The 12,816-nt window shown below is 71.5% G+C and carries 16 protein-coding genes and 1 riboswitch; of the genes, 3 read left to right on the forward strand and 13 right to left on the reverse strand.

Features of this window, described 5'->3' with window-relative positions:
• Positions 1-67 precede the first annotated feature (67 nt).
• The 3 genes from glmM to rplM all read right to left on the reverse strand — a co-directional run bounded on the left by glmM (position 68) and on the right by rplM (position 2,540).
• A complete protein-coding gene (gene glmM / locus AB0M43_RS31280; RefSeq protein ID WP_363729417.1) occupies positions 68-1,408 on the reverse strand; it encodes a phosphoglucosamine mutase in 1,341 nt (446 codons plus the stop codon).
• A 191-nt stretch (positions 1,409-1,599) separates the two neighbouring features.
• A complete protein-coding gene (rpsI, locus tag AB0M43_RS31285) occupies positions 1,600-2,082 on the reverse strand; it encodes a 30S ribosomal protein S9 (RefSeq protein ID WP_363729419.1) in 483 nt (160 codons plus the stop codon).
• Positions 2,083-2,096: 14 nt separating this feature from the next.
• Complete coding sequence (gene rplM / locus AB0M43_RS31290; protein ID WP_363729420.1) at positions 2,097-2,540, reverse strand: 50S ribosomal protein L13; 444 nt, start codon at positions 2,538-2,540, stop codon at positions 2,097-2,099.
• Positions 2,541-2,933: 393 nt separating this feature from the next.
• On the opposite strand from rplM, the gene AB0M43_RS31295 reads away from it, so the two are divergent.
• Positions 2,934-3,077 (forward strand): hypothetical protein, encoded by a 144-nt coding sequence (locus tag AB0M43_RS31295; RefSeq protein ID WP_363729421.1) that lies wholly within the window; start codon positions 2,934-2,936, stop codon positions 3,075-3,077.
• A gap of 114 nt (positions 3,078-3,191) precedes the next feature.
• Here the strand turns inward: AB0M43_RS31295 and AB0M43_RS31300 are convergent, their stop codons facing one another.
• The 9 genes from AB0M43_RS31300 to AB0M43_RS31340 form a co-directional block, all read right to left on the reverse strand.
• Complete coding sequence (locus AB0M43_RS31300) at positions 3,192-3,431, reverse strand: DUF397 domain-containing protein (protein WP_363729422.1); 240 nt, start codon at positions 3,429-3,431, stop codon at positions 3,192-3,194.
• 8 nt (positions 3,432-3,439) lie between these two features.
• Positions 3,440-5,056 carry a phosphomethylpyrimidine synthase ThiC gene (thiC, locus tag AB0M43_RS31305; RefSeq protein WP_363729871.1) on the reverse strand — a complete coding sequence of 539 codons (1,617 nt, stop codon included), beginning with the start codon at positions 5,054-5,056 and terminating at the stop codon, positions 3,440-3,442.
• Entirely contained in the window at positions 5,053-5,844 is a 792-nt protein-coding gene (thiD, locus tag AB0M43_RS31310) for a bifunctional hydroxymethylpyrimidine kinase/phosphomethylpyrimidine kinase (protein WP_363729423.1), read from the reverse strand. Before thiD ends, thiC begins: the two co-directional genes overlap by 4 nt.
• On the reverse strand, positions 5,841-6,386 hold the full coding sequence (locus AB0M43_RS31315; RefSeq protein WP_363729424.1) for a thiamine phosphate synthase: 546 nt from the start codon (positions 6,384-6,386) through the stop codon (positions 5,841-5,843). Before AB0M43_RS31315 ends, thiD begins: the two co-directional genes overlap by 4 nt.
• 76 nt (positions 6,387-6,462) lie before the next feature.
• Positions 6,463-7,221 carry a thiazole synthase gene (locus AB0M43_RS31320; RefSeq protein WP_363729874.1) on the reverse strand — a complete coding sequence of 253 codons (759 nt, stop codon included), beginning with the start codon at positions 7,219-7,221 and terminating at the stop codon, positions 6,463-6,465.
• A gap of 157 nt (positions 7,222-7,378) precedes the next feature.
• Entirely contained in the window at positions 7,379-7,540 is a 162-nt protein-coding gene (gene thiS / locus AB0M43_RS31325) for a sulfur carrier protein ThiS (RefSeq protein WP_233472858.1), read from the reverse strand.
• Positions 7,541-7,557: 17 nt separating this feature from the next.
• The gene (locus tag AB0M43_RS31330) at positions 7,558-8,562 is read right to left on the reverse strand and encodes an FAD-dependent oxidoreductase (RefSeq protein ID WP_363729425.1); all 1,005 of its coding nucleotides are present in this window, start codon (positions 8,560-8,562) and stop codon (positions 7,558-7,560) included.
• Positions 8,559-9,167, reverse strand: coding sequence for a thiamine phosphate synthase (thiE, locus tag AB0M43_RS31335; protein WP_363729427.1), 609 nt, complete (start codon positions 9,165-9,167; stop codon positions 8,559-8,561). Before thiE ends, AB0M43_RS31330 begins: the two co-directional genes overlap by 4 nt.
• Positions 9,162-9,271, reverse strand: a riboswitch (TPP riboswitch). (Overlaps the previous gene by 6 nt.)
• 66 nt (positions 9,272-9,337) lie before the next feature.
• Complete coding sequence (locus AB0M43_RS31340) at positions 9,338-10,288, reverse strand: hypothetical protein (protein ID WP_363729428.1); 951 nt, start codon at positions 10,286-10,288, stop codon at positions 9,338-9,340.
• A gap of 236 nt (positions 10,289-10,524) precedes the next feature.
• On the opposite strand from AB0M43_RS31340, the gene AB0M43_RS31345 reads away from it, so the two are divergent.
• Both AB0M43_RS31345 and AB0M43_RS31350 read left to right on the forward strand, forming a co-directional pair.
• On the forward strand, positions 10,525-10,704 hold the full coding sequence (locus AB0M43_RS31345; protein ID WP_363729429.1) for a hypothetical protein: 180 nt from the start codon (positions 10,525-10,527) through the stop codon (positions 10,702-10,704).
• Complete coding sequence (locus AB0M43_RS31350; RefSeq protein WP_363729430.1) at positions 10,701-11,051, forward strand: hypothetical protein; 351 nt, start codon at positions 10,701-10,703, stop codon at positions 11,049-11,051. The genes AB0M43_RS31345 and AB0M43_RS31350 overlap by 4 nt, the downstream gene beginning before the upstream one ends.
• A gap of 77 nt (positions 11,052-11,128) precedes the next feature.
• On the opposite strand, the gene AB0M43_RS31355 is transcribed toward AB0M43_RS31350, so the two are convergent.
• Positions 11,129-12,805: an ATP-binding cassette domain-containing protein gene (locus tag AB0M43_RS31355; RefSeq protein WP_363729432.1), complete on the reverse strand. Its 1,677-nt coding sequence runs from the start codon at positions 12,803-12,805 to the stop codon at positions 11,129-11,131.
• Between the last annotated feature and the right edge of the window lie 11 nt (positions 12,806-12,816).

A 12,816-nucleotide genomic window follows, 5' to 3' on the forward strand; every position in this document is an offset into this window, starting at 1 on the left:
CCTAGAAGACAAAAAGCACGGCACTTCCGGGGGTACCGGAGGTGCCGTGCTCTCTTCAGAACTCGGGTCAGACGGGGCTGGACGCCCGGACCAGTACGACGATCCGCTCGGCCACCTCGGCGGCCAGTTCGGCGCTCGGCGCCTCGACCATGACCCGGACCAGCTGCTCCGTACCGGACGGGCGCAGCAGCACCCGGCCCGTCTCGCCCAGCTCGGCACCCGCCACGGCCACGGCGGCCAGCACGTCGGTGTCCACGGCGGCGGCGGCCCGGTCGGCCACGGGCACGTTGATCAGCACCTGCGGCAGCGGGGTGACGATCGAGGCCAGGTCCGCGAGCGTACGACCCGTGGACGCCATCCGCGCCATCACCTGGAGCAGGGTCAGCGACCCGTCCCCCGTCGTCGCGTACTCCGGCACGATCACGTGCCCGCTCTGCTCCCCGCCGAGCGACAGCCCGCTGTTGCGCAGCTCCTCCAGCACGTACCGGTCGCCGACCTTGGTCTCCAGCAGCGTGATCCCGTGCTCGCGCATCGCGATCCGCAGGCCCAGGTTGCTCATCACCGTCGCGACCAGGGTGTCCTTGACCAGGGTGCCGTTGTCCCGCATCGACACGGCCATGATCGCCATCAGCTGGTCGCCGTCGACCACGGTGCCGTCGGCGGCCACGGCCAGGCAGCGGTCCGCGTCGCCGTCGAGGCCGACCCCCAGGTGCGCGCCGTGCTCGACGACCGCCGCCTGCAGGTCCGCCAGGTGGGTGGAGCCGCAGTCCTCGTTGATGTTCAGGCCGTCCGGCTCGCCGTGGATGACGACGACGTCGGCACCCGCCCGCCGGTACGCCTCCGGGGCCACCTCGAACGCCGCGCCGTTCGCGCAGTCGATGACGACCTTGAGCCCTTCGAGGGACACGGGCACCGACTCGGCCAGGTGCGTGATGTACGCCTCCGCGCCGTCGAGCAGGTCGTGCACCCGGCCGACGTTCGCCCCGGTCGGACGGACCCAGGCCTCCTCCAGGTGCGCCTCGATGGCGTCCTCGAGCTCGTCGGCGAGCTTGTGGCCACCGGCCGCGAAGAACTTGATCCCGTTGTCGGGCATCGGGTTGTGCGAGGCGGAGATCATCACGCCCAGGTCCGCGCGGGTCTGGCCCACGAGGAACGCCACGGCCGGGGTCGGCAGCACGCCGACCCGCACGACGGTCGCGCCGGCACTGGTCAGGCCCGCCACGACGGCGGCCTCCAGCATCTCCCCGCTCGCGCGCGGGTCACGGCCGACGATCGCCACCGGCGGATGGGTCCGGTCCCGTTGGCTCAGGATGTGCGCGGCCGAAGCGGCCAGTCGCAGAGCCAGGTCGGGAGTCAGGCTGGCGTTGGCCAGACCGCGAACCCCGTCGGTGCCGAACAGCCGTCCCATACACATCTCCCCAGATACTCAAAAGCCGAGCGCCCGGGGCGTCGACGACGCGGCACGGACCTCAGGCGAGGGTCACAACCAGGCTCCCACACCGACCCCCCGACCGGTTGAGTGCGCAAAGAGCAGTTTCGGTGGTAAAAAGCACCACGGCCGGGCACCTTTGGAAGGCGGCCGGCCGTGGTGGGAAAGATTTAGCGCTTCGAGTACTGCGGAGCCTTACGGGCCTTCTTCAGACCGTACTTCTTCGACTCGGTGACGCGGGCGTCACGGGTCAGGAAGCCGGCCTTCTTGAGGGCCGGACGGTCGTCGGGCTCGACCTCGATCAGGGCCCGGGCGATGCCGAGACGCAGCGCGCCGGCCTGCCCGGTGATGCCGCCGCCCTTGAGGTTGGCGATGACGTCGAAGCTCTCGAGACGCTCGGTGATCACCAGCGGCTCCTTGACGAGCTGCTGGGAGACCTTGCTGGGGAAGTACTCCTCCAGCGTGCGGCCGTTGCAGGTCACCTTGCCCGAACCCGGCACGAGCCGGACGCGGACGATGGCCTGCTTACGACGACCGACGGTCTGCACCGGACGGTCGCCACGGGGGGCGGCCTTCGGCACGGCCACGACGGCCTCGGCGACTACGGCTTCGGTGTCAACCGGCTCGAGCACGGTCGCGACGCTCTCGGTCATGCTGCTTCCTTCGGTCACTGCGCGATCTGCTTAATCTCGAAAGGCACGGGCTGCTGCGAGGCGTGCGGGTGCACGTCGCCCGCGTAGACCTTGAGCTTCTTGATCTGCTTCGCACCGAGCTTGTTGTGCGGGAGCATGCCCTTGACGGCGAGCTCGACGGCGCGGTCGGGGCGCTTGGTCAGCAGCTCCTCGTAGGAGGTCTTGCGCAGACCGCCCGGGTAACCCGAGTGGCGGTAGGCGACCTTGGTCGCCCGCTTGTTGCCCGTCAGGGCAACCTTGCCTGCGTTGATGACGATCACGAAGTCGCCGGTGTCGACGTGCGGCGCGAAAGTCGGCTTGTGCTTACCGCGCAGCAGAGTGGCGGCGTGGGTCGCCAAACGGCCAAGCACGACGTCAGACGCATCGATGATGTGCCACTGACGCTCGATCTCACCCGGCTTCGGGCTGTACGTACGCACAGGTCTACCTTGTCTCGTCGTGGGTCTAGGGCCTGGGTACCGCTGGCCCGGCGTGAGACCCGGCGGCGGCGCATAGGCGACAAGCGTACCCGTGGGGGTCCGCCTTGCAACTGTCGCACAACAGTCGCTGATGATATCGGGCGGGCTCCGCATTGGTCAAAACGAGCCGCCGCACCCGGAGTTTCCGTGCGCGCCGAAGGGGCCGTGCACGGCTGCCAGTATGACCTATCGGGGAGCACCCTCGCGCGTCGATGGGAGCGGATTCACAGTACCCGCGCATAAATTATGGGGATTTGACCGTAAGGGTGAGCTGGGACTCAACCGCTCGCACCCTCCCCCCGAAAGCCCCCGCCCGACTACTCTGGAACACGGCGGCAGCGATCAGGAGGCATCGTGGAGAAGCTGGCGGTCGCGCTACGTGACGAAGACCAGGAGATGGGGCTCGACTTCCTCACCCGGGTGTGGTTACACACGGTCGAGGGTCGTAGCCGCGAAGAGGCACTCGACATGGTCCTGGATCAGGACTCCCAGGACTGAAAGACGCGAAGGAATGCCCCACCCCCTCGGTGGGGCATTCCTTTTCGCTCTCACGATCCGCTACCCGGCGTTCGCGGGGCGGGCCGGAGTTTCCCGGCCGCGCCGCCGGAACAGCTACTGAGCGTCGTCCAGTTCGATGTCGAACTCGCCGTCCTGGACCCCGCCGATGAAGGCGTCCCATTCGGCCGGGGTGAAGACCAGGATCGGCCCGTTCTCCTCGGCCATGTCGCGCATGCCGATCAGGTCGTCGACGAAGGCCACGCCGATCCGACCGGGCGAGCCGTCCGGGTTCTCGGCGCGCTGCCAGACCGCGCGGGTCTCGTCAAACTGCCCCTTGAGGGGATGTTCCACCATGTGAGCTCCTAGCTCGCCACCACCGGCAGGTAGACCTTTCCGCCGCCGTTGACAAACTCTACCGACTTGTCCGCCATGCCCTTCGCCGCGTACTCCTTGAGTTCCGCGCTGATCTTCATCGAGCAGAACTTGGGTCCGCACATCGAGCAGAAGTGCGCCGTCTTGGCCCCGGTGGCCGGCAGCGTCTCGTCGTGGAACGAGCGGGCCGTGTCGGGGTCCAGGGACAGGTTGAACTGGTCCTCCCACCGGAACTCGAACCGGGCCTTGGACAGCGCGTCGTCCCAGTCCTGGGCGCCCTTGTGCCCCTTGGCGAGGTCGGCGGCGTGCGCGGCGATCTTGTACGCGATCACGCCGGCCTTCACGTCGTCGCGGTTCGGCAGGCCCAGGTGCTCCTTGGGCGTGACGTAGCAGAGCATCGCGGTACCCATGCTGCCGATGATCGCCGCGCCGATCGCGGAGGTGATGTGGTCGTAGCCGGGCGCGACGTCCGTGGTCAGCGGGCCGAGCGTGTAGAAGGGGGCGTCCATGCACCACTCCTTCTGCAGGTCCATGTTCTCCTTGATCTTGTGCATCGGGACGTGCCCGGGGCCCTCGATCATGACCTGGACGTCGTACTCCCACGCGATCTTCGTGAGCTCGCCCAGGGTCTTCAGCTCGGCGAACTGGGCCTCGTCGTTGGCGTCCGCGATCGAGCCGGGGCGCAAACCGTCGCCGAGGGAGAACGCGATGTCGTACTGGGCGAGGATCTCGCACAGCTCGCGGTAGCGGGTGTAGAGGAAGTTCTCCCGGTGCCCCGCCAGGCACCACGCGGCCATGATCGAGCCGCCCCGGGAGACGATGCCGGTGACCCGGTCGGCGGCCAGGGGCACGTGCGCGAGGAGTACCCCGGCGTGCACGGTCATGTAGTCGACGCCCTGCTCGGCCTGCTCGATGATCGTGTCCCGGTACAGCTCCCAGGTCAGGCCCAGCGGGTCGCCGTTGCACTTCTCCAGGGCCTGGTAGATCGGCACCGTGCCGATCGGCACCGCCGAGTTGCGGACGATCGCCTCCCGGGTGGCGTGGATGTGCTTGCCCGTGGACAGGTCCATCACCGTGTCGCCGCCCCACTTGGTGGCCCAGGTGAGCTTGTCGACCTCCTCCGCGATCGAGGAGGACACGGCGGACGTGCCGATGTTCGCGTTGATCTTCACCAGGAACGCCGAACCGATGATCATCGGCTCGCTCTCGGCGTGGTTCACGTTGTTCGGGATGATCGCCCGACCGGCCGCGATCTCGTCCCGGACGAACTCCGGCGCGACCCCCTCGCGGATCGCCACGAACTCCATCTCGGGCGTGACCGTGCCCTGGCGCGCGTAGTAGAGCTGGGTGGGGCGCTTGCCCGGCTTGGCCTTGCGCACCGTCTGCCCGATCGTGGCCGTACCCTCGGCGGGCACCTCCTCCACGTCGCCCCGCTCCATGATCCAGTGCGCCCGGAGCTGGGGCAGCCCGACCTCCGGGTCGGAGCCGGGGCCCGAGGTGTCGTACAGCCGGACCGGCGGGTCGTCGTTCGTCAGGTGCACCTCGGCGAAGGGCACCTGGATGTCGGGACGAGAACCCTCCACATAGAACTTGCGACGCGTCATCAGATTTCCTTCCAGGAGAGGGGACCGTGTCCCGAGCCCAGCCGCCAGTCGGCCGAGCCGGCGAGGGCACGGGTGACATAGGTCTTCGCGGCCCGGAGCGCGTCCGGCAGCGAGGACCCCAGTGCGAGGTGCGCGGTCACCGCGGCCGCGAAGGTGCAGCCCGTGCCGTGGTTGTTGGGGGTACTGACCCGGGGCGCCCGCAGATAGGACAGCTCGCCGTCGAACCAGACGACGTCCACGGCGTCCGGGTCCGCGCCGTGGCCCCCCGCGAGGTGGCCGCCCTTGACGACGACGCAGCGCGGGCCGAGCGCGGCCAGGTCGGTCGCAGCGGCGGCCATGTCCTCGACCGTGCCGACCTCCCGGTCGAGGAGCGCCCGGGTCTCGGGCAGGTTCGGGGTGAGGACCAGGGCCCGGGGCAGCAGGACCCGGTACGCGTCGGCCGCGCCCCGGAACAGCGGGTTGCCCGTGGACGCCACCATCACCGGGTCCACGACCAGGTTGGGCAGCTCCCGGGTCGCCACGTACGCGATCACCTCCGCGCTCGCGAGCATGCCCGTCTTCACCGCCGCCGGGGGCAGGTCGGACAGGACGGCGTCGAGCTGGAGGGCCAGGAAGTCGAGGGGGGTGGCGTGCACGCCCAGTACCCCCGAAGTGTTCTGGGCTGTCAGGGCCGTGATGACGGAGGTGCCGAAGACGTGGTGCGCGGCGAAGGTCTTCAGGTCCGCCTGGATGCCGGCGCCGCCGCCGGAGTCGGAGCCGGCGACGGTGAGGGCGATCGGGGGCTGCTTCATGGCGCTCCGCCCCCGGTGCCGGCCGAGGCGCTGGCCGAGGCTCCGGTGGGCGTGCTGGCCGCCCCCAGCGCCGTGAGCAGGTTGCGCACCGCCCGCGCCGGGTCGCTCGACCGCGACACCGCCCCCAGCACCGCCACCCCCTGCGCACCCGCCGCCACGCATTCGGCGGCGCGGGCCGGACCGTCGACCCCGCCGAGGGCGTAGACCGGCCGGCCGGCCCGACCGAGCACGTCCACGCCCAGCGGCGGCCCGTAGCCGGGCTTGGTGGCGGTCTCGAAGATCGGCGACAGGCTGACGAACTCCGCGTCGGCGGCAGACGGCAGCTCGTCCAGGCCGTGGCAGCGCCAGAGCATGTCCCGGCGGCCGTGCACCGGGGTCGCGGTCGGGCCGAGGGTGAGCACCCGGCCGCCGAACTCCTCGACCCGCCAGTCGAACTCCAGGTCGAAGAACGTGCCCGCCAGCAGCGTCGCCCCGGCGTCGATCACCGTGCGCGCGAGGTGCAGGTCGGGGGTCTCCAGGACGACGATCAGCCGGTCACTCATCGGAAGCCTCCACTCGGACGGGACGCGGGCGGGACGGGCGCCGGCGAGGCGCTCCGGGCACGGGACACGCGGCGGCTCACCACGACGGCAGCCCTTCCTGGCTGGTGGAGGCGGTGGCGTAGTCGCGGCGCGGGATCCGCCCGGCGCCGGCGGCCAGCCTCCCGGCGAGCACCGCGTGCCGCATCGCCGCCGCCATCCGGGTCGGGTCGGCCGCCCGGGTCACCGCGCTGGCCAGCAGCACGGCGTCGCAGCCCAGCTCCATCGCCAGGGCCGCGTCCGAGGCGGTGCCGATCCCGGCGTCGAGGATGACGGGTACCGACACCAGGTCCCGGATCAACGCGAGGTTGTACGGGTTCCGGATCCCCGCCCCCGACCCGATCGGCGCCCCGGCCGGCATGACCGCGGCGCACCCGACGTCGACCAGCCGCCGCGCGAGCACCGGATCGTCGGTCGTGTACGGCAGCACCACGAACCCGTCGTCCACCAGCCGGGCGGCGGCGGCCACGAGCTCGACGGCGTCCGGCAGCAGGGTCCGGTCGTCCCCGATCACCTCGAGCTTCACCCAGTGCGTCTCGAACGCCTCCCGGGCCAGGTGGGCGAGCTTGACCGCCTCGGTGGCGGTGTAACAGCCGGCGGTGTTGGGCAGGATCCGCACGCCGGTCCCGTCGAGCATCTCCAGCAGGCCGCCGGGGGCGTTCGGATCGAGGCGGCGGAGGGCGACGGTGACCATGGCGGTACCGGAGGCCTCGACGGCCTCGTGGAGGGCGGTGAGGCTGGCCGCGCCGCCGGTGCCGAGGATGAGTCGGGACGACAGGGTCACGCCCGCGATGACCAGCGGGTCGTCGAGGCCGGACGCGCCCGTGGGCGAGGAGGCGGTGGGCACGCCCGTGGCCGAGGAGGCAGTGGGCACGCCCTCGGCCGGGGAGGCGCCGGGCGCAGTCGGAGCCGGAGGGCCGCCGGGCGCGGCCGCTGTCGAGGGGCCACCGGCCGGGCTAGCCACCCTGCACCGCCGTGAGCAGCTCCACCACGTCGCCGTCGGCCAGCGCCGTCGACGTCCACGTGCTCCGGGGCACCACGGTCCCGTTGACCGCGACGGCCACCCCGCGCCGGTCCCCGGTGAGCGCCGACACCGTCCCCTCGAACTCGGTCTCCACGCCGTTGACGACTATCTTCACGAAAACCTCCCGGGGGCGAAGGGCGCGAGGTCGACGCTGGGTTCCCGGTGCAGGAGCAGCGCCGTGACCACCTCGGCGGTGATGGGGGCGAGCAGGACGCCGTGCCGGTAGTGCCCGGTCGCGGCGAGGGTGCGGTCGTCGAGCCAGCCGATCAGCGGGGCGTTGTCCGGGGTACCGGGGCGCAGGCCGGCCCGCGCCTCCACCAGCTCGTACTCGGCCAGCTCCGGGAGGACCTCGATCGCGGTGTCGAGGAGGTCGCGGACGCCCTCGGCGGTGACCCGGGTGGAGAAGCCGCGCTCGGCGGTGGTGGCGCCCACGACGACCTCCCCGTCCTTTCGCGGCACAATATAGACATATTTCCCGTCAATGTAGCCCCGGATCACGTGCCGGATCGACGGCTTCCCGCGCAGCCGCAGCACCTCGCCGTGCACGGGCCGCACAGGCAACCCGCCCACCGCGCCACCAGGTCGCCCCGCCCAGGCCCCGGTCGCGATCACCGTCACATCGACCCCGTCCGACGGGTACCCGGCGGCCACCGGCACCCGTTCGCGCAGCGCCGCCAGTACCCGTCGGGGATCCACCTGGTGGTCACCGGGCGTCAGCAGCCCACCCCGGAGCCGGGGCGTCAGCGAGGGCTCCAACGCGCGCGGATCCACCTTCTCGGCCGGCAGGTCCCAGTCCGCGTACAACTGGCGGAGCCGGGCGAGTTCGCGCAGGTCGTCTCCTGTCCGCCCGACGAGCAGCGTGCCGTCGTCGCGGTAGCCGACCTCACCGAGCCCGGCCGCGAACTCCGGCCACCGCGCGGCACTGGCCAGCGACAGCCGGAGCAGGTCGACCTCGCCGAAGTAGGCCTCGGCGACCGGGGCGAGCATGCCGGCCGCGACGTTGGAGGCGCCCCGGGCGGGGGCGTCGTCGTACACCGTGACGTCGAGGCCCGCCGCCAGCGCGCGCCACGCCACGGACAACCCGATGATCCCGGCCCCCTGGACCGCGACCTTCATGACAGGGCCCTGAGCAGCGCCTTCGTGGCCACCCCGGGATCGTCGGCCGTGCTGACCGCGCTGACCACGGCGACGCCGTACGCCCCGGCCTCCAGGAGTTCGGGGACCCGTTCGAGGGTGACGCCGCCGATCGCGATGGCCGGCAGCCCGACGTGCGCCGCCGCCTCCAGCCCGGCGGGGCCGATCGGCTCGGGCAGGCCGTCCTTCGTGGACGTGTGGTAGCAGGGCCCGACGCCCACGTAGTCGGCCCCGTCGACCAGCGCGGCCCGGGCCCCGACGGCGTCGCGGGACGTCGCCCCGATGATCGCCGAGGAGCCGAGCAGTCGCCGCGCCACGGAAACGGGCAGGTCGAGGGCACCGAGGTGCACACCGTCCGCCTGCACGGCCAGCGCGATGTCCACCCGGTCGTTGATGAGGCACGTCGCCCCGTAGACCCGGCACAGCGCCCGGATCTCGGCGGCGAAGTCGAGGAAGTCGCGGTCGTGCACGCCGTCTTCCACCCGTACCTGGAAAAGGGGTGCCCCCGCGGCCAACGCGGCCCGCGCGACGGCGACGGCGTCCCGCCCGGGTCGGGCGTCGGTGAGGACATGGAGGCGACCGAGCATGATGAATCTCCTCCCTGCGCCGGCATGATCCGGATCAGGTTCTACGGTCGGCGGCTCACATCCGCCCTCTCAGCCCGGTCTACCGGACTCCCGTGGGTTCTCTTGCGGCACACGTTAGCGCACCTCAGCCGAGGAGGGAAGCACCGCGTAACTGATGCCTCACTGCACGGCTACGCCCCGTTCACCATGGTTTGCCGGTGCAGGACGTGGATGCGTTCGAGGAGTTCCGCGGCCGGTCCGTCGTGCAGCCAGCGGGCCCCGCCGAGCGCCTGCCGGAGCCGGACGAACTGTTCGGCGTCCAGGCCGTCCGGCGCTCCCCGGGCCGGGCCGGTCGGATCGGCCCAGGCGCGGGCCTCGACGCAGCGCAGGCCCGCGGCGGCCGCTCCCCGGGGGCGCGGGGCGAGGGCGTCCTCGACGGGGACGGGTGTCCGGCGGGGCCAGTGGGCCATCAGCGCCAGGTTGCCCCGGGCCCAGGCGCGGAGCGGCACGTGGCCGGCGAGGTCCGCGTAGGCGTGCGCGGCCCCGGCCTGGGCGAGGGCCGGGGACCAGGCGGCCATGTCGAAGGACGCGGCCGACATCAGGCCACAGAGTTGGGCGGCGACGAGAGACAACTCGGCCAGCTGGGCCGGGCGGCGCGTGCGTTCTAGAAGGGTGTAGGCGGTATCGCGGGCCCGACGCGCCTCGGCGAGAAAGTGCGAGGGCGGAACCTCCACATAGGTGTACGCCAGCCGGCGCACCTCCGCCCGCAATCGCTCGACGGTCCCCTCCCGCACGCCGATTCCCATTCGGCGAACGTGTTCGGCGGATTCCCGGGCCGCCTGGTGGGCAGCCTCGTACCCGGCGGTGCGCACCGGAACGGGGGCATTCCCGGCGGCGCCCACCGGCCCGACGAGTACCGCGAAGGGCTCCCGCCACAGGCTGCCCGCGACCCGCCGCGCGGAGGGTCGGGCCGTGCCGACCTGGCCCGCCATCCACCTCTGGAGCTGGCGGGCGGACAGCGTGGCCGGCTCGCCCAGGACCCTCGCGGCCCGGTCGAACCGCGCGCACCACTCGTCGATGGTGTGTTCGCTCCGCCGGATCAGGTATTCGAGTCGAGTCCGGTCCGCTACCCCGTCTTTCACATTCCGACCGTACCTCGGCGCCATTGGGCCTTCGGCGGGCGAATGTCGCCCCCTGAGCCGCACTTCCGGCGACCAATTCCGCATTGTGGCTGGTAGTCCAGCACGTCATCCGAGAGCGTCGCCCAAATGTCGTGCCAATGTCGTTGCGATGGCACAGTCGTACCACTCGCAATGTCGTTTCAACGTCGTTTCAATGTCGTGGCACCGTCGTCCTCAGCGGACGGACGGTGGGCGGCATGACGATGACGTACCAGGTGCTGATGACCAAGGTCACCGGCGAGTTCCCCGAACCGATCACCCGGATGGCGGTGTTCGACACCCGGGTGCAGGCACTGGCCACCGCGAAGGTGTGGTCGACCACCCAGGCGGTGTGCGACGGCACGTCCCGGGTCAAGGTGCTGGCGAGGCAGGCATGACGGAGGACACCGCGACGGCACTGGGCACACTGGACACCCACGAGGCCGACGGCCTGTACCGGATCATCACGCTCTGCCTGCACGACGACCAGTCGGACGAGGGCGACGGCGTGTACGCCTACTGGCTCGTCCCCGGCGAGAGCTACGGCCTGCGCCACGACGGCGTGACCTGGACGGTGGCGGGCGGCGCGTGGACGGAGCCGGGGCACACGTACCGGCTGCTCAGGAACGGTCAGCCGACGATGCTGGTGCCGACGGAGCACGGCGACGAGTGGCTGGACCCGGACCACGGCTACCTGACGCACCACGGGCCGGGCGGCTGGGAGCTCTGGCGCTACAACTCCTGACGGGTACGGGTGTGGGGCGCGCCGATCGGCGCGCCCCACCAAGGCCCGGGCACCGTCGTGACGTCAGACGGCCCAGGTCAGCGCACGTCCCACACCGGCTCCGGCACCTCGGTGACCTCCCCGTCGGTCCCGAACAGCAGGAACCGGTCGAACCCCCGGGTGAACCACCGGTCGTGGGTCACCGCGATCACGGTCCCCTCGAACCCCTTCAACCCTTCCTCCAGCGCCTCGGCCGACGCCAGGTCCAGGTTGTCCGTCGGCTCGTCGAGCAGCAGCAACGTGGCCCCGGACAGCTCCAGCATCAGAACCAGGAACCGGGCCTGCTGCCCGCCGGACAGGGTGCCGAACGTCTGGTCGCCCTGCGCGGCCAGCTCGTACCTGCCGAGGACGTTCATCGCGTCGTGCCGGACCCGGCCGGCCCGGTAGTCGTCGCCCCGCCAGAGAATCTCGACCAGGGTCTTGTCGTGTAGCTCGGGCCGGTCGTGCACCTGGGAGAAGTGCCCGGGGCGGACCCGCGCGCCGAGCCGGGCGACGCCGCCGTGCGCGACGGGCGCCAGTTCCACGAGGGGCACCTCCAGCGGGTCCGTGCCGCCCCGGCCGAGGAGGCGGAGGAAGTGGGACTTGCCGGTGCCGTTGGCGCCGAGGACCGCGACCCGGTCGCCGTACCAGACCTCGAAGTCGAACGGGAACGTCAGGTCGTCGAGTTCCAGCTGCTCGCAGATGACGGAACGTTTGGCGGTCCGCCCGCCGTCGAGCTTCATCCGGATGTCCTGGTCCTTCGGCGGCAGCGGGGGCGGCCCGTCGCCCTCGAACTTGGCCAGCCGGGTCTTCGCGGCCTGGTACCGCGACGCCAGCCCGTCGTTGTAGGCGGCCTTCTGCTTGTACATCAGCACCAGGTCCTTGAGTTTCTGGTGCTCCTCGTCCCAGCGCCGCCGGGTCTCCTCCATGCTGTCGTGCCGGTTGACCCGGGCCTCGTGCCAGCTGGCGAACCCGCCCGGATGCGTCCACGCGGAACCGCCCTCGACCGCGACGACCCGGTCGGCGGTGTTGGCGAGGAGTTCGCGGTCGTGGCTGACGTACAGCACGCTCTTGGGGGACTCGCGGAGCCGCTGTTCGAGCCAGCGTTTCGCGGGGACGTCGAGGAAGTTGTCCGGCTCGTCGAGGAGGAGGACCTCGTCGGGGCCGCGGAGCAGCAGTTCGAGGACGAAGCGTTTCTGCTCGCCGCCGGACAGGGTGCGCACGAGCCGGTGCCGGGCGGTGTCCCAGGCGATGTCGAGGACGGAGACGCTGGCGGTGTCGAAGGCGACCTCCGCCTCGTACCCGCCGACCTCGCCCCAGGCGGACAGCGCCGTCGCGTACCGCATCTGGGTCTTCTCGCTGTCCGACAGCGCGGCCTCGGCGCGGGCCAGGGCGAGCCCGGCGGCCCGGACCCGGACCGGCGCGAGGGTCATCGCGAGTTCGGCGAGGGTGGCGTCCTCGTGGTCGACCATGCTCCACGGCACGTCGTCGTCGAACCGGCCGACGACGGGGCGGAAGAACTGCCGCATCACGCCGAGCCCGCCGACCCGGGCGATGGCGCCCTCCTTGCTGTGCAGGTCGCCGGCGACCATCCGCAGCAGGGTCGTCTTCCCCGCGCCGTTCGGCCCGACGAGCGCGACCTTGGCGCCCTCCCCGACCCGGAACGACACGTCCCGAAACAGCTCACGGCCATCCGGCAGCGTGAACCCGACCCCTGCGACGTCTATGTATCCCACGGTGGCATCCT

It is taken from the genome of Longispora sp. NPDC051575, assembly GCF_040681875.1.
Lineage (GTDB): Bacteria > Actinomycetota > Actinomycetes > Mycobacteriales > Micromonosporaceae > Longispora.

Coding starts and splice junctions, on each gene's coding strand:
- glmM (WP_363729417.1), bottom strand. CDS start 1,408: ATGGGACGGCTGTTCGGCACCGACGGGGTTCGCGGTCTGGCCAACGCC.
- AB0M43_RS31345 (WP_363729429.1), top strand. CDS start 10,525: ATGACGATGACGTACCAGGTGCTGATGACCAAGGTCACCGGCGAGTTC.
- rpsI (WP_363729419.1), bottom strand. CDS start 2,082: ATGACCGAGAGCGTCGCGACCGTGCTCGAGCCGGTTGACACCGAAGCC.
- thiE (WP_363729427.1), bottom strand. CDS start 9,167: ATGCTCGGTCGCCTCCATGTCCTCACCGACGCCCGACCCGGGCGGGAC.
- thiD (WP_363729423.1), bottom strand. CDS start 5,844: ATGAAGCAGCCCCCGATCGCCCTCACCGTCGCCGGCTCCGACTCCGGC.
- AB0M43_RS31315 (WP_363729424.1), bottom strand. CDS start 6,386: ATGAGTGACCGGCTGATCGTCGTCCTGGAGACCCCCGACCTGCACCTC.
- AB0M43_RS31330 (WP_363729425.1), bottom strand. CDS start 8,562: ATGAAGGTCGCGGTCCAGGGGGCCGGGATCATCGGGTTGTCCGTGGCG.
- AB0M43_RS31350 (WP_363729430.1), top strand. CDS start 10,701: ATGACGGAGGACACCGCGACGGCACTGGGCACACTGGACACCCACGAG.
- AB0M43_RS31300 (WP_363729422.1), bottom strand. CDS start 3,431: ATGGTGGAACATCCCCTCAAGGGGCAGTTTGACGAGACCCGCGCGGTC.